Raw genomic sequence first — 15,818 nt, forward strand, 5'->3', positions numbered from 1 at the left:
TCCTATTCAATATCACCAGGGACTAAAGGTACAAATCTTACTGGCGCAATTACATGCTCTGTAAAGCTATCGCCTTGGCGAATAACCATGGTTAAATTTTGTTCTGCCTCACCAATAGGGGCCAGTAATACGCCTCCATCTGCAAGTTGTGCGAGTAACTCGGGGGGAATGGTGGTTGCCGCAGCGGTCACGATAATGCCATCAAATGGCGCTTGTGACTGCCAGCCTTGCCAACCATCGCCATGTTTCATGGTGACATTGTACAAATCGAGCTGGTGTAATCGGCGTTTAGCTTGCCATTGCAAAGCTTTAATACGCTCTACCGAATATACCTTATCAAAGGTTTTAGCTAAAACCGCAGTTTGATAGCCCGACCCGGTGCCTATTTCTAACACCTTATGTTGAACACCGGCTAATCGCATTAGCTCGGTCATGCGCGCAACAATATAAGGCTGAGAAATAGTTTGCCCTTGCCCTATAGGTAGCGCGGTATTTTGATACGCTTTGTGTTTGAGTACATCATCAATAAAAATATGCCGAGGAATTTGCGCTATTGCTTTTAAAACCTCTTTATCTTCTACGCCATCTCGCTGTAATAAGTCTGAAAGCGCTTGTGCACTGCGAGTATAATTAGCCAGCACGATTAATCTCCAACTCGGCTAACCACTCTCCCACGGCTTTAATACTGTCTTTGGCAGTCATATCAACGCTTAACGGGGTCACTGATGCATAGCCATTATTAACCGCATAAAAGTCAGTGCCTTCACCTGCGTCGCTTTCAAGCCCTAGCGATCCATACCAAAAAATATCGCGCCCCCATGGATCGGTTTGTTTGGTCATGGTTTCTGCTTTGTGACGAGCCCCTAAACGAGTTACCTGAACGCCTTTGAGCTCAGAGAGCGGAATATCGGGAACATTAATATTAATGATCTGATCTTTCGGCAGCGGATGTGAAGCAAGCCCTTTAATAATATTTACAGTAACGGCGGCCGCTGTTTCAAAATGCTCACCATGATGAGAGCACAAAGATACCGCAATTGCTGGTAAGCCCAAATGACGACCTTCAGTCGCCGCAGCAACTGTACCAGAGTAAAGTGTATCGTCGCCTAAATTACCGCCATGATTGATACCGGCAACAACCAAATCGGGTTTTTCATCCACTAATTGATTAACACCTAAGTGCACACAATCAGTGGGTGTACCGTTTACCGACATAAAGCCGTTGTCGAGCGTTGTGGCACGCAGCGGGTTCATTAGCGTTAGTGAATTACTAGCACCACTACAATTTCTATCTGGAGCAACCAGCGTTACCTCAGCGATTTGTATTAATGCTTGATATAAAACAGCAATACCTTTGGCATTAACACCATCATCATTACTTAATAGAATCTTCATCTGCGGTATCCTTTTCTTTTCGCTCGCGAGGGCTGGCATCAGTATAATTAACCAGTTCGCGCAGTAAAGCCGTTGCAAAACAGCCTTTGGGTAAACCAAAGCTGAGTTTTAATGTGCGTTCATCAAGTGTTTCTATGCTTAGCTCTTGGGGTATTAAACGCAGCATTCTACGCTCGTTTTTAAGCCCTAAATCCCCTAAGCCATCACACCATGCTTGATACGGTGCCAACCATGTTTTTTCTTGTTCGGTTAAGCCTTTTTCACTTTTGCCCACCATGGGCGCCGACATCATAATATCGCCAGAGGCAAGCCGTGCAATATTTTCATCACTTATCGCATCTTCAAAAAATGCATTACTGCCACTGAGCATAAATACTTCGCGGTGCATGGTTTTAGCAAGGCCATGCTCAGCCACGCGTAAACTAACAATTTGATTAAACACATGTGAACGCGCAGCAGAAATAATAATGCCTCGCAGCTTTTTATCGCGAATACGCTCACCGGCAAACATTTTTTCGGCCATCACTAGGTTGTGCCCATCACGACCAAAGCGCTGTTCACCAAAATAATTAGGCACACCTGCGCGTACCGCGTTTATACGGCATAAAATATCAAGCGGCTCGGTTACATTGCGCAAGGTAATAGTAAATCTATTTCCTTTATGGCAACCAGTGCGCAATTTTCGCTCATGGCGCTGCTGCGATACCACAAACACGCTTTCACTGTTCAGCTCAGTAAAATCAATATGCTTTTTAATCGGTACTTTTACGCTAAACCACTGCGAGCATACTCCATGGCGGTCTTTCATACCGGCATAACTTACATCACGTGGCGATACACCCGCTTTTTGTGCAATAAGCTTGGCAACATATTGGGTGTTTTCACCCTTTTTAACCACTTGCAAACACACGTGTTCACCACTGCCGGTAAACTCTATACCGAGATCCTCATCAACCATAAAGTCTTCTGCGGTGGTTTTAAAGTCGGCTTTGGAAAGCGGCGCGCCATATAAATAATTTAATTCGCTCATGCGTTTTGTTTGCTCATAATGACCACGGCATGGCTGGAAATGCCTTCTTTACGCCCCTCAAAACCGAGTTTTTCGGTAGTGGTAGCTTTTACATTTACCTGAGAAAGCTCGGCATTTAAATCACTGGCAAGGTTGCCACGCATCGCTTGAATGTGCGGCAGCATTTTTGGTGCTTGTGCCACAATAGTGACATCCGCATTGCCCAATACATAACCTTGTTGCTTGGCTAGGTTCACTACATGGCGAAGTAAAATACGGCTATCAATATTTTCATATTCACTGGCCGTATCCGGAAAGTGCTTACCAATATCGCCCAGCGCTAATGATCCTAAAATAGCGTCACATAAGGCATGAATAGCTACATCACCATCTGAGTGTGCTAAAAAGCCTTGTGGATAATCAATTTTTTCGCCGCAGATAGTTAAAGGCCCTTGGCCTCCAAATTTATGTACGTCAAAACCATGGCCTATTCGTATCATTTTGCACTCTCATTATTTTGTTTTTGCAGTAAAAAGCCTGCTAAATCTAAATCTTCTGGGGTGGTGATTTTAATATTATCACTACGCCCTGCTACCAGCTTTACCGGCTTATTTGCCCACTCCATTGCACTGGCTTCATCAGTAATGGTAACGCCGCTGTTAAGCGCACTTTGCAATGCCGTTTTAAGCTCGTCGTATTTAAACAGTTGCGGGGTAAGCGCTTGCCATAAATCATCACGAGGCACTGTTTGCTGCGCATGGCTTTGCCCCCGTTTTATAGTATCTTTTACTTTACTGGCTAAAATGCCGCCTTCATCATCCTGCATACACTGTGCTATCAAGCGCTCTATATCAGCAATATCCACTAAAGGTCTTGCAGCGTCATGCACCAAAACCCAAGTAGGTGGGTTAGCGGCTAAAAATAATAAACTGTTTAACACTGAATCTGCGCGCTCTTTACCGCCAATAGCACGCACAATGCGAGGGTCAGCTAGCGTAAGGTCGTCAAAGTAGGGGTCGGTTTCGCTCAGTGCCACCACTACAGAATTTAACTGCGGTAACTGCGATAACTTAGCGAGCGTATGCTCTAGAATGGTTTTCCCTGCTAAGGAAATATATTGCTTTGGTGTTGTGTGTTGCATTCGACTGCCAACACCTGCGGCAGGAACAATAGCAGCAATAGTTTGTTTATTTGTCATGGTGTTGAGCCGGTAAAACACGAATAAAGGTTTCGTCCGGTTTAATCATTCCTAATTCGTTGCGGGCACGCTCTTCAATGCCTTCGTGGCCGAGCTTTAAATCTTCTATATCCGCTTTTAATACTTTATTACGCTTTATTAGTTTTTCGTTAGTTTGTTGATGCGATGCCACCGCATTTTTTAAACGGGTATAGTCTTGCACCCCATTATGACCAAACCAAAGGCGATACTGGATAAAAAGTGCTAAGCACAACAAGCCAAATTGAAAAAATCGCATTAAACACTCCTTATTTTAATTTTTAATTATCTACTTATGCTAACGGCCGCTTAACATTGCGCCAATTAATATTGGCAGCAAGTAACATTTCCCGTAATGACAAAACCCGTGGTGTGCTGCGCTTTGAAAACTGCCACTGGTGGCCACAACACGCCGCTGCAAGGCTCGTTTTACTGGGTTTAAGCAATTGCGCACTTTGTTGCTCAAGTCCTTGGCCTAAAAAATCAAACCAACCAAGTTCATTACAATGCAGTTGCGTATCAGCTACTTGATCAATGCTATCTATTCTAACCCGAATTTGACCGTGACTTTGTAATAATACCGGAATTATTAGCCCTACTTTGGCATGCGCTTGATAAAAAAGTTCATTCGCTGCAGGATTAGCCTCTGGCGGTGTAGGTTTTTGTTTTTCAAGCCAGCCTCCATTTTGCGCATCAAGCGTAAAAGGCAATGGTGCATTAGCTACACGTGTTGCGGCACGTTCAATATAATAAGGCAGGCTTTTTAATTGCCTGCGTAAACGGTCACCATTAGGTTCAGCCACTAAGCGCTGAACTTCACGCTGATAAAAAGCATTGCATAATTGTGCGTAAAGCACTTTTTGTGCATCAGTTTGCCACATTTCAACTTGCTGGCTTGTGTTAAACTGCTTATTTTTAGCAACCAATCGCTGTACTCAAAAAAACATTTTAATACTGTTTTATAACACAGTAATGCACAGTTTTTAAGCACTTGTAGTAATTTAAGCGCTTGGCTTTTCACCTAATTTTGCGATACCTGATTCTAAAAATTGCACCATAGTACTTCGCTTTTTACCTATTAATAAGCTGCCATCAGCCAAAAACATAAAGTTTTGCCAGTTACGTTTAAACACATCAAATGTCGTTTCGATAATATTGTCGCGTGCCATGCAAAAATACACTGTGGTATTAGCCTGCCAATCTAAGTGGTTCAAAATAGCATCTGGAAATTGGGGTTCTTCGCTTTCCCACGCATCTTCCCAATTAATTTCTTGGCTAAAGTTTTGCTCTTGCGCGCACCAATCGGTTTTATCAAAAAAGTCTGGATGATCATGTTCGCGACTCACCATGGTTGTCCATAGTACGGCGGCACGCTCGCTGGTCATAGGTTTAATATTGGCTGCATCAATATCTGAAACCGGAATATCTTTGTGGCGAAATACCCAGGCTTTTTTGTAATCATCAAGAGAAATATAATTCATAGTATTGCTGTATTCTTTGGCATAATAAAAAGCGAAGGCAAATTATACAAGATAACAGACTATGACTACAGCACTAAAACTGGGTTTATATCAACACTACAAAGGCCCACAATATAAAGTTATGCATGTGGCGACCCACAGCGAAACCAACGAGCAATTGGTTATTTACCAAGCCTTATACGGTGAATACGGCATATGGGCACGCCCACTAAGTATGTTTACTGAAACCGTAGAAAAAGACGGTAAAACTATCGCCCGTTTTGCCTACCTTGGTGAAGCCGATTAACTATGGCATTATAACGCATAATAATTACTGCTCAGACCAGATAAAGGATAACCCGTGCAATTTAATTCTACTGATAATTACATCGCAAGCTCAGCATTAAAACAGGCAGTAAACGCCGCTATTATGCTGCAAAAACCGCTTTTAATTAAAGGCGAGCCTGGCACAGGTAAAACCATGCTGGCCGAGGAATTAGCGAAAAGTTTAGATACTGAGCTTATTCAGTGGCATATAAAATCAACCACTAAAGCGCAGCAAGGTTTGTACGAGTACGATGCGGTATCGCGTTTGCGCGACAGCCAGCTAGGTGATGAGCGCGTTCACAATATTAGCAACTACATAGTTAAAGGTAAGCTGTGGCAAGCCTTCATATACGCTGAATTAAACGGCAAACGCCCAGTACTGCTTATTGACGAAATAGACAAAGCCGATATTGAGTTTCCAAACGATTTACTGCTCGAACTCGATAAAATGGAATTTCATGTATACGAGACCGGTGAGCGCATTGTGGCTAAAGAGCGCCCTATTGTGATCATCACATCAAACAATGAAAAAGAGCTGCCTGATGCGTTTTTACGTCGCTGTTTTTTCCATTATATTGATTTTCCAAATAGCGACGAAATGCAGCAAATTATTGATGTGCACTACCCGCATGTTAAACAAGATTTAGTTCGCCAAGCGCTAGAAGTATTTTTTAACTTACGCGAAGCCAATGGCCTTAAAAAGAAGCCATCCACCAGCGAGTTACTGGATTGGTTAAAACTATTAATGGCTGAAGATATAGACGCAAAAATCCTGCACGACAAAGCGCAAAAAGGCGGTTTAATGCCGATGTTTGGTGCGCTGCTTAAAAACGAGCAAGACATAAGCCTAATCGAAAAGCTTGCGTTTATGAGCCGTCGCTAACATGTTGGTACAGTTTTTCTTCAAATTACGAGAATACCGCTTACCCGTGAGCCTGAGAGAGCTACTCGATTTAATTAACGCTTTAAAACAAGGCGTTATATTTGCTGATGTAGACGGGTTTTATCATTTAGCGCGCACTATTATGGTAAAAGACGAAACCCATTTTGACCGGTTCGATAAAGCCTTTAGCGATTACTTTAGCGGTATTGCCGACTTAGACCTACTCGAGAGCTTAAAACAGCAACACAACTTACCTGAAGATTGGTTGCGTAAAGAGTTTGAAAAGCACCTAAGTGATGAAGAAAAAGCCCAACTAAAAGCCATGGGCGGGCTCGACGAGCTAATGAAAACCCTAAAAGAGCGCCTAGAAGAACAGCAAAAACGCCACGCTGGCGGCAATAAGTGGGTAGGTACAGGCGGCACCTCGCCTTTTGGTGCATACGGCTATAACCCTGAGGGTGTGCGTATTGGTCAAGACGGCAACCGTAATCGCCAAGCAGTAAAAGTGTGGGATAAGCGCGAATACAAAAACTTAGATTCCGACCGTGAAATTGGCTCTCGTACCATAAAGCTGGCACTTAAAAAACTACGCAAATTTGCTCGTACTGGCGCAAGTGACACCCTTGATTTAAACGAAACCATACGCGCGACCGCCAAACAAGGCGGCATGCTCGATGTAAAAATGGCCCCCGAGCGCCACAACGCGGTAAAAGTATTGATGCTGTTTGATATTGGCGGTTCAATGGATGACTACATTCATACCTGTGAAGAGTTATTTAGCGCCGCCCACAGTGAGTTTAAACATTTAGAGTTTTACTACTTCCATAACTGTTTATACGAACACGTATGGCAAGATAACCAGCGCCGCCACTCAAACGTTATTGACACCATGACACTCATCAACAAGTTTACCAGCGACTACAAAGTTATATTTGTCGGTGATGCCACTATGGGCCCATATGAAATTGCCTACCCTGGCGGCTCAGTAGAGCATTGGAATGAAGAACCCGGCAGTGCATGGTTAAACCGAATCACCAATCACTTTGATAAAGTCGCGTGGCTCAACCCACAACCCGTTGAACACTGGCCGTATTATCAATCAATTGACTTTATAAAGCAGCTAATGAACAACCGCATGTATGCGCTGAGTTTAGATGGGATAAGTAGAGCAATAAAAGAGCTTAGTTAATATAAAACATTAGAGTCATATGAGGTTTACAATAACTTCCAAAAGTTCAAAGCGTTGCTTTGAACTTTCTAAATTATTAATTCAATTATTGTTCTTATCTTAGAGGTAAACTTGTAAAGTTCTGATCGATTTCAGTCTACTCATTGTATGCTTTGCACCTTACAGGGCTTAATGCAGCATGGTCTTACAAAGCCACATTACTTAATTAAAAAACTCTTGATTATAAGGTTATTCGATAGATCTCATTCTTACCTTTACACGATAACCTCTTTCACTTCAGCTTTTGATTAGCCACTATTACAGCCGACGAATTCAACTGCCGCATACACAGAAGCAACAGACTACTAGCCATACCAGCTTAAGCACTAAATGATTAGCTACTGACACATCAAACTTATATTCAGTATTAGTGAAATATAACATTAATCAATATATTTAACTTTTTGCTCTGATAAAAGCTTTTCAATACTAACTTTATCAAAGCCTATTATAGTCTGATTGTTATATGTAATAACCGGTATGGAGTTTATGTTATTATCTTTGAGAAAAATATTTTTATCGGGACTTAATTCAATATCTATATTTGTGTACTGAATGTTTTTCTCTTTAAAGTATTTCTTCGTTGCTTGGCAAGCCTTGCACCATTTTGCTGAGTATAAGGTTAATTGGTCAGTAGGATTTTTATGCCAATTTGTTTGAAGTGAATCATTTTTATTGCCCCCAACTGTTGCCTCATGAATAAAAAAATGTGTAGCCAAAATTGCTAATATGATGACTAGCAAATAAGATAAAAGATCTTTTATTTTCATATTAATCCTGTACCTCATAAACTTCATTAATAATAGTGATACTGTGAATTAATAATTTTTCTTTTGAAAGTTTGGTCTCTAACAAAGCTATTTTTTCTTCTTGTTGCCGACATGGCTTACATGGGCCAACGGCTTCTTCAATTGAAGTATAAAACAAAGTGTACTGATGTTCCGTAAAATCAACCTGCTCGCTTAACAGGTCAAATAAATCTTGCTTTATCTGCTCACTGTCTGTCAATACCACCTTTTTTCTAAAAATAGATAAAATATTTGGTAAGTAGCTGTTTGAATAATGAATAAGCTCGCCTTGATTATTAAATAAAAACAACTGTGGGGCTGAATTATCTATAGAGCTAGCTACAATTTGACGATGGGTAAACTCATAATTTTTTGCAACCACATCAGCTACAAAGAATAAGCTCAAAAATATTAGAGGGTGTAAATATTTCATCATTTTCCTTAACTAAGACTATTCCAAGATGTATTTATTATCTTTTTAGTTTCTAAAACAAATACCATTATTACTAATGATAAAGTGACTAGGTGAACCGTAATAATTACAATTACATTAATTAAATCAACACCAAAAAGAAATGGTTTCAATCTATCTATGCTTACATAATAAACCGTTAAAACAATAAAGTGAGTAATTAAAAAAATAAATAGAAAATACTTACATAGTGACCATATAATTACTTTAGTACGAGCACCAATCGCTCTTTTTAAAGCAATTTCAGTCGCAGACTTACTAGCAAGTTGCTTGATACTATAAATACAATATAATAAAGCACTGAATATCAAGACCAACGAGCAAGTTATCGTTACAATCAGAATTGCAACCCTAGGCTGGTTTTCTTTTTTGACCAGCTTAGACAACTCTACAATAGTTAAATTTTTTAGGTAAGGGCTTATTTTGTAAGTGATTGCCTTCATTTCTTGTACAATATTAATTGCCGCTAACTTATCGTATTTAAGGACAATACTTTCAAAGCCGGTTATAACGCTAATCAGTGTATAAATGGTAGGCTGAACAGGTGTATCACTTCCTTTTATGTGAATATTTTCAACAACACCAACCACTTTATACTTTACTTTTTTCTCACCAAAGCCTGCAAGTAGGTAGGCTTGCCCTAGCTCTTCTTCTCTAAAGTAGCGTTCCCATAAAGCTTTATTAATTACTATATTGGTATATTCCCCCCAATTCAGACTCTCCCCTATAATTATGCGAGTACCAATTGTATTAAAGTAATTAGGGCTTACTCTATGATTGGAAGTCTGTGAATTCTTACTGGACGTTATCGGTTGACCCGATACTGTATACCAGTGACTAAATGCGCTGCGCTCACTTAATGGGGGTACATTAGTCAATGCAACTGAATCTAAGTATGGCAATGCACTGAGTTGCAGTATTAGTTGCTGTGCTGAATCATCTGCCATAAAACTATTTTTTGGTGTAGAGGGAAAATCAAATGTAGCGATTGAGATATCTTTATGTTTAAAACCTATATTGTGATTATTCAAGTTTAACTGGCTGTAAATAATTAAATAACTGATATAAATACTCAACATAGCCAAACTGATTAAGAATGAAAGCAGCGTAAACACTTGTACCTTTTCGCTTAAAGATGCACTGCTGCCACGACCCGTGTGAGTTATCGTAGTTTTGTCTTGTAAATAGTTTAACCCTAGCAAAAGAGTAATAAAGCCTAGTAGCAGAAGCACTAACACAATAACGTTATTTTTGGCATTAAAAGTATCAATTGTAGGCACAATTAAAAAAGCTAGTTTATTTGTTAAGGGTGTAAAAATTATTAGCATAATAAGTAAGTAGCAAGCAAGCAAGACTACTTCAATATAGTTTTGCATAATTATATGCTTTTCATTTGCACCACATAACTTACGAATAGCAATCTCTTTTTTTTTGTTGATGCACTGTGTGGTATAAAAAGCAGAAAATGACACCAAACTAAAGATTAGTAAAACACTAAATAAGATACTTAATAAATCAACCCTTCTAGATATTCTTTGGAATTTATCAGGTATAACTCCAATGGAATTACTAAGAACTAGATTTGTATTATCAAAAACAAATAGCTCTTCTTTTAAATGTTTATCTAATCTAGCTATAAAATCGTTTACGTTACCAACATCACCAATCAAATATGAGAAAGTATCTGGTGTAAGTGCTTGCTCGCTAGGAACAAATTCACTAAGTTGGTGATAAGGTAATAATAAGTCGGTAGAACTATCGCGCCTCAAGGAAATAAAACCTTTATTTAGTACCGCGATCACTTTTGCGCTTTTACCATTAACTATAATCTGTTGATTAACGATGGAAGGATCACTGTTTAAATTATTTTTCCAATAATTAAAACTAACAGCAGCAATTGGGTTGGCACCTGTTGTTGCTAAGCCAAAGGCTTGGAGTGATCCTAAATGTGTGTCTATATCTAATTTAGTTAACGTACTTGATGCAAAGCTTACTGTTACATCTTGATCTGGTCCCGCAATCACTTTTTTTGCTGATAGCTCTAGTGTTCTTTCAAACATTCCCACTAAATACGGATATCGAGCATGTATCTCATCAAATATAAACTTATCAACAGGAGAGTTACTTGAATTGTCAAATATCGATATTTGCTTAATAACCTCAGTATTTTTAATGGAAGTAAAATCTATTGATAAAAAATGTGTTTCTATAGCTTTTAGATTTAAAATTAAGCTTATTGGTACAATTAATAGCACACCACTTAAAAGCATCTTCCAAGATAGAAACTGATATTTCAACCAGTTGAAAGTGAAGTCTATGAATAATTTTTCCATCTTAATCTATCAACTTGCCATCGTGTATATGTAATCGACGTTTAGCTTTTTTTGCATAGTTTTCATCATGGGTAATTAAACAAATAGTATTACCATGTAGTATATTTAATTTCTCTAAAAGTTCATAAACAAGTTGGCTGTTATTAGAGTCTAAATTTCCTGTCGGCTCATCTGCTAGTATCAATGAAGGTTTATTTATAAGTGCTCGAGCAATGGCCACTCGTTGTTGTTGCCCCCCAGAAAGTTGATTTGGTTTTTTATTTATAAAACCTTCCATTGAAACTTGCTTGAGTACAGCTTGTACTTTTGCCTTGTATTCATTACGCTTAACTGAGTTATTATAAGTTAAAGGAAGCGCTACGTTATCAAACACTGTTAAGTGGCTTAACAAGTTAAAGTTTTGAAATATAAAACCAATTTCACGATTTTTTATTGCAGCAAGAGAATTATTTGTTAGGTTTTGAGTGTCAATACCTGAGATCGAATAATTTCCTTGTGACGGCTTGTTCATAAGTCCCAGTATAGATAGCAAAGTACTTTTGCCACTACCTGAAGTGCCCGTAATGGATATATACTCACCATCATCAATAGTAAAATTAATATCTTCTAAAGTATTTTTAGTATTACTAGCGTACCTAAATACAACATTTTCGAATTTAATAAGGGGTTCAGTCATTGAAGTAACCTAATTCAAAATTTATTTTATCTTTTTTCGTATACTCGCTAGGTATTAATAACACATAGTTACTGCCTAACTTTTCTTTAAAACTTAGCTGTTGCTCTTGAGTTTCATGAAAACTGATACGTGTTAACACAGCCTGATCATCAGCATTAACTTCAAAAATACTCCAATGCTCAAACTTTTCAAAATCAGCCGGTTTTTCTACACTGTAAGTCGCTTGTTGCTCTGAGGTATAAATATGCGCCTCAATGGCTTGATCACTTCTCAACCAGTTTGGAGTACCTGAATTGATAGTTAAAAACACATTTATCGAGCCGCTCCTAATAACGGTGTCTATATAATCTACTTCAGCCTCGATATTACCTGAAGGAGTAATTATTTTGGCCTTTTGGCCTTTTTCTAATTGCTCTGAGGAGTATTGAGGAACCTGTACTTTGGCTAATAAGTCATTAGTTTCTATCAATTCAAATAATGGCTGACCTTGCTTAACTATTTGCCCAAGTTTGCTGGTATTTTGACTTACAACCCCATCAAACTTAGCAGTTAAGGTAAGTTGCGATTGCTTTGCGACTAAATACTCAATTTGATTTTCTGCGAGTTGAACCTTATTCTTATAAGCAATTAATTGTTGCTCATAAGCTTCTTTGAAAAGAACTAGCTCTGTTTTCTTTGCCTCAAGGGCTAATTTACTTTGTTCGAATTGCATGCGACTTTGTTTAAAGCGAATAGATGAAATAATGCCATCTTCAGCCAGGATTTTATTAGCATTTAATTCAAGCTGTTGCTGCTTAAGTTGCATTGAAGCATTCCCTAATTCAGACTTAACTTTCGATAACCGTATCGCCAAATTACTTTTATCAATAGCGACTTGAGAAACTGTATTTAATAGTTCAAATTGGGCTGTATGTATTTTTTGCTCCAACTCATAATTACTGAGTTCTGCTAATATATCACCTCGACTTATTGTTTGCCCCTCACGTATTTTTAATGCTTTTATGGTGCCATCGGAAGGTGCTGACATAAGCTCTCTTTGAGTTGGCTGTATCGTTCCAATACCTTTTAAGATTCCATTTTTTATTATAGAGTTGACTTTAATTGGCTTAAGATATTGTTTAGGAATAGAGTCCCTACTTAACCAGTAAGCAACTGAAGCAATGGATGCCAAAACAATGGCGATCATAATTACATTATTTTTAAATACTTTTGATTTCTTTATCACTAAATGCTGTTTCATAACTGCCCGCGTTGAAATTATATTATGGCAATATAACTATAGGTTCTGGGAATGAATAACAAACTGTTATAGTAGAACAACTTCCACCTGAGCATTCCGTATGTGTCATACAAGTTTTGGCATATGCATATGATGCAGTACCAGCTAGAACAATTGCAAAAATAGTTTTCTTCAATGAATTTTTCATATATGTATCCTTCTTATGAGTTTTTGTATTATATTCCAGCACAGGCAGTATTGACCAGCGTACCCAAAAAAAACACAAATGCAAGATAAAAAAACATTTTATCTACAATTTCAATCAAAAAAACAACATATCATTAACCAACCCTTTAGCTTTTAAGTTACTTTTTTAATAAAATACAGCGGCTACCCCTAATCGAAAATACAATATATACTTCGCAAATTATGCTCAATAAATCAATTACTTAATCACCTTACACACTACAAACGCCATAGCAAAACCAACCAAGTACACCAAGCCTAACCAGGTTAAGCTACGCAAAAATAGGCTGTGTTTAATCGCAGGCTCTGAGCGAACTAGGCTGAAGTTAAGCCATGCAAAAACGGGTGTAGTTACAAACGCAAGCGTCATGGCAAAGGTAAGCATGGGGCCAAGGGCTGATTTAAAAAATAAAATAACGGCCATACCGGCCAATGCTTGTAATATAAGCCACGTATTTAAGCTGTGTTTTGATTGCTTAAATCCTAGAAGTTTATGCGATTCGTTAAGTGTGCGGGCGTAACCGTCAAGCACGGTGAGTGTGGTGCCAAACATACACAAAAACGCGATGGCAGATACCAAAGGCCTTGCCCACTCGCCAATAGTAAGTGCATACATATCAATCAGCTGTTTAGCAAAGGCTACACCGCCAAGCTCTATATTACTGCTTTGTCCATATTGCACTAACGCACCTAAACTAAAAAATACCAGCGCAAGCCCGGCGGTTAACCAATAACCTACATTAAAGTCGAATAAGCCTTGGCTTTTAGTCACACTTTGCTGAGCTTGTTTTTCTTTAAGCCACAACGAGCTCAGAGCCGAAATTTCAATAGGCGCTGGCATCCAGCCCATTAAGGCAACCATAAAGCCTAACATGGCAAGTTCATATGGTGAAGGGCCAACATAGTTTACAGGAGCTACAGGGCCGTTATTTATAGCAATAACTAATGCGGTTATGGTTGCTATAGTAAGTAGCCCCATAATAGCTTTTGCAACGTTATCGAGCGCTTTAAAGTGCCCTAGTAATAATATAATTAAACACACAGCCAATACTAACCAGCACAATAAGGTAACAGGAATACTAATAGGTAATGCGTAGTGTAATAAGCTCGCAGTAAGCAACAATACGCCCGCGGTATTTACCACAGCGGCAATAATATTGAGGGCAATAAAACTGTAAAAATAGCCAGGCCCTTGGTTTTTATACCCTTCGACTAAACTATTTTTAGTAGCGAGTGTGTACTCCATACCAAAACGAAAAAACGGGTACTTTAAAACGTTAACCACCACAATAAGCCAAAATAGCTGCCAGCCAAATAATGCGCCAGCTTGGGTCGATGCAACTAAGTGTGAGCCACCAATGGCAGCGGTTGCCATTAAAATACCTGGGCCGAGCGCCCCTAACCGAGACTTCCATGTGTTTTGTGTGTACTGCATTAACTTCTCAAATTTGGTGTGTTATGTGCTTTTATTATTAATTTTTATCATTAATAAACTGTGTGAGTGCATAACTTACCTAATTTACAGGCAATAAAAAAGAGCCCTTAGGCTCTTTTTAAAAATAACACATTGTTAGTTATTAATTTAAATCCATCTCTTGGATGATTTCGTGTGCTATTTCAGGTGTGGTACTTACAGGCTTTTCATGTAAGTTCGCTTTTATTTGCCCTTTACGATGCTTTAGTGCGGCATCGAGTTTTTTAGCTGCGCTGGAAATGGCTGGGTACATAACCTCGTTTTCCCCTTTAACTGATATTCGCGCACCTTCATAATTTGTACTAATTTCTGCTTGGAACTTGTGATGCTCTTTTGAAAGAATAATGTCGAGCGCTATCAATGATGGAAAATGACTCTCAATTTTAGAAAACTTTTCGTTAATGTGTTCTTTAATAGAATCAGTAACGTCAACATGGTGACCAGAAAGATTAATTTTCATAGGGTATCCTTTTTTATGTTACCTCACTGTTAGTATTGGGGGCTAAACGAATTAACACAAGAGAAAATAGCTAAATTTAGCAATTATTTATTACCCCACCTGATTTAGATCATTCATTTAGCATTAAGTATGCAAAAAGCCGCGTGATAGCGGCCTTTCAGAGGTGCTGATAATTTAACCATTCATGTAATTAATCTGTGTATGAACAGCAATAATCAGCAAAATCACTTACTTTTACATGGAAGCTGACATTAGCATCAACATTAAATGACTCACCCGCATTAAATGTTTTCCACTCGCTTTCACCTGGTAATAACACATCCCACTGCCCTGCTAACAACTCCATGCACTCTTTTTGGTTGGTATTAAACTCAAATTCACCGGGTTGCATAAAACCCAAGGTTTTCGCTTCACCATTTCCTAAAAGCACAGTTCGGCTTGATACTTTGCCATCAAAATATACATTGGCTTTTTTAACCACACTAACGTTATCGAACTTTGGCATGTTAACTCCTGTTATTAATTTATAATTTTGCTACCTCCACAGTGCCTGATACACAAAAACCTTGCAAGTTAAGTGCTGTGAAAATTACTCATTTAGAAGCCAAAAGATTCAAAATTAACGACTTTAT

19 protein-coding genes are annotated in these 15,818 nt (G+C 38.7%); 3 read left to right on the forward strand and 16 right to left on the reverse strand.

The window, feature by feature from the left end; translation table 11 throughout:
* Positions 1 to 2: 2 nt before the first annotated feature.
* The 8 genes from MTF66_RS24790 to MTF66_RS24825 form a co-directional block, all read right to left on the reverse strand.
* Positions 3 to 641 (reverse strand): protein-L-isoaspartate(D-aspartate) O-methyltransferase, encoded by a 639-nt coding sequence (locus MTF66_RS24790; RefSeq protein ID WP_010387750.1) that lies wholly within the window; start codon positions 639 to 641, stop codon positions 3 to 5.
* Positions 631 to 1,395 (reverse strand): 5'/3'-nucleotidase SurE, encoded by a 765-nt coding sequence (gene surE / locus MTF66_RS24795; protein ID WP_054201786.1) that lies wholly within the window; start codon positions 1,393 to 1,395, stop codon positions 631 to 633. The genes MTF66_RS24790 and surE overlap by 11 nt, the downstream gene beginning before the upstream one ends.
* Positions 1,376 to 2,425 (reverse strand): tRNA pseudouridine(13) synthase TruD, encoded by a 1,050-nt coding sequence (truD, locus tag MTF66_RS24800; RefSeq protein ID WP_010387747.1) that lies wholly within the window; start codon positions 2,423 to 2,425, stop codon positions 1,376 to 1,378. Before truD ends, surE begins: the two co-directional genes overlap by 20 nt.
* Entirely contained in the window at positions 2,422 to 2,904 is a 483-nt protein-coding gene (gene ispF / locus MTF66_RS24805; RefSeq protein ID WP_008464226.1) for a 2-C-methyl-D-erythritol 2,4-cyclodiphosphate synthase, read from the reverse strand. Before ispF ends, truD begins: the two co-directional genes overlap by 4 nt.
* On the reverse strand, positions 2,901 to 3,602 hold the full coding sequence (gene ispD, locus MTF66_RS24810) for a 2-C-methyl-D-erythritol 4-phosphate cytidylyltransferase (protein ID WP_138623322.1): 702 nt from the start codon (positions 3,600 to 3,602) through the stop codon (positions 2,901 to 2,903). Before ispD ends, ispF begins: the two co-directional genes overlap by 4 nt.
* A complete protein-coding gene (gene ftsB, locus MTF66_RS24815) occupies positions 3,592 to 3,879 on the reverse strand; it encodes a cell division protein FtsB (protein WP_008110330.1) in 288 nt (95 codons plus the stop codon). The genes ispD and ftsB overlap by 11 nt, the downstream gene beginning before the upstream one ends.
* Positions 3,880 to 3,913: 34 nt before the next feature.
* The gene (locus tag MTF66_RS24820; protein ID WP_008464230.1) at positions 3,914 to 4,546 is read right to left on the reverse strand and encodes a hypothetical protein; all 633 of its coding nucleotides are present in this window, start codon (positions 4,544 to 4,546) and stop codon (positions 3,914 to 3,916) included.
* Between the two features lie 75 nt (positions 4,547 to 4,621).
* On the reverse strand, positions 4,622 to 5,101 hold the full coding sequence (locus MTF66_RS24825) for a DUF2947 domain-containing protein (RefSeq protein ID WP_008464232.1): 480 nt from the start codon (positions 5,099 to 5,101) through the stop codon (positions 4,622 to 4,624).
* 61 nt (positions 5,102 to 5,162) lie between these two features.
* Here MTF66_RS24825 and MTF66_RS24830 point away from each other — a divergent pair, with 61 nt between their 5' ends.
* The 3 genes from MTF66_RS24830 to MTF66_RS24840 are packed head-to-tail and all read left to right on the forward strand — an operon-like array spanning position 5,163 to position 7,479.
* Complete coding sequence (locus MTF66_RS24830; RefSeq protein ID WP_008110327.1) at positions 5,163 to 5,387, forward strand: DUF1653 domain-containing protein; 225 nt, start codon at positions 5,163 to 5,165, stop codon at positions 5,385 to 5,387.
* A 54-nt stretch (positions 5,388 to 5,441) separates the two neighbouring features.
* Positions 5,442 to 6,290, forward strand: a complete 849-nt coding sequence (locus MTF66_RS24835) for a MoxR family ATPase (RefSeq protein ID WP_138623324.1) — start codon at positions 5,442 to 5,444, stop codon at positions 6,288 to 6,290.
* Position 6,291: 1 nt separating this feature from the next.
* Positions 6,292 to 7,479, forward strand: a complete 1,188-nt coding sequence (locus MTF66_RS24840; protein ID WP_138623326.1) for a VWA domain-containing protein — start codon at positions 6,292 to 6,294, stop codon at positions 7,477 to 7,479.
* 422 nt (positions 7,480 to 7,901) lie between these two features.
* On the opposite strand, the gene MTF66_RS24845 is transcribed toward MTF66_RS24840, so the two are convergent.
* From MTF66_RS24845 to MTF66_RS24880, 8 genes are all read right to left on the reverse strand, one after another.
* Positions 7,902 to 8,288 (reverse strand): glutaredoxin domain-containing protein, encoded by a 387-nt coding sequence (locus MTF66_RS24845; protein WP_171043279.1) that lies wholly within the window; start codon positions 8,286 to 8,288, stop codon positions 7,902 to 7,904.
* A 1-nt stretch (position 8,289) separates the two neighbouring features.
* On the reverse strand, positions 8,290 to 8,739 hold the full coding sequence (locus MTF66_RS24850; RefSeq protein ID WP_248529003.1) for a hypothetical protein: 450 nt from the start codon (positions 8,737 to 8,739) through the stop codon (positions 8,290 to 8,292).
* A gap of 8 nt (positions 8,740 to 8,747) precedes the next feature.
* Complete coding sequence (locus tag MTF66_RS24855) at positions 8,748 to 11,111, reverse strand: ABC transporter permease (protein ID WP_138623330.1); 2,364 nt, start codon at positions 11,109 to 11,111, stop codon at positions 8,748 to 8,750.
* Between the two features lies 1 nt (position 11,112).
* Complete coding sequence (locus MTF66_RS24860) at positions 11,113 to 11,787, reverse strand: ABC transporter ATP-binding protein (RefSeq protein ID WP_138623332.1); 675 nt, start codon at positions 11,785 to 11,787, stop codon at positions 11,113 to 11,115.
* Complete coding sequence (locus MTF66_RS24865) at positions 11,780 to 13,027, reverse strand: HlyD family secretion protein (protein WP_138623334.1); 1,248 nt, start codon at positions 13,025 to 13,027, stop codon at positions 11,780 to 11,782. The genes MTF66_RS24860 and MTF66_RS24865 overlap by 8 nt, the downstream gene beginning before the upstream one ends.
* 424 nt (positions 13,028 to 13,451) lie before the next feature.
* Entirely contained in the window at positions 13,452 to 14,687 is a 1,236-nt protein-coding gene (locus MTF66_RS24870) for an NRAMP family divalent metal transporter (RefSeq protein ID WP_138623336.1), read from the reverse strand.
* Positions 14,688 to 14,829: 142 nt separating this feature from the next.
* Positions 14,830 to 15,186, reverse strand: coding sequence for a ribosome hibernation-promoting factor, HPF/YfiA family (hpf, locus tag MTF66_RS24875; protein ID WP_008110321.1), 357 nt, complete (start codon positions 15,184 to 15,186; stop codon positions 14,830 to 14,832).
* A 190-nt stretch (positions 15,187 to 15,376) separates the two neighbouring features.
* Entirely contained in the window at positions 15,377 to 15,691 is a 315-nt protein-coding gene (locus tag MTF66_RS24880) for a pyrimidine/purine nucleoside phosphorylase (RefSeq protein WP_010387728.1), read from the reverse strand.
* Between the last annotated feature and the right edge of the window lie 127 nt (positions 15,692 to 15,818).

It is taken from the genome of Pseudoalteromonas sp. 2CM39R (genome assembly GCF_023161845.1).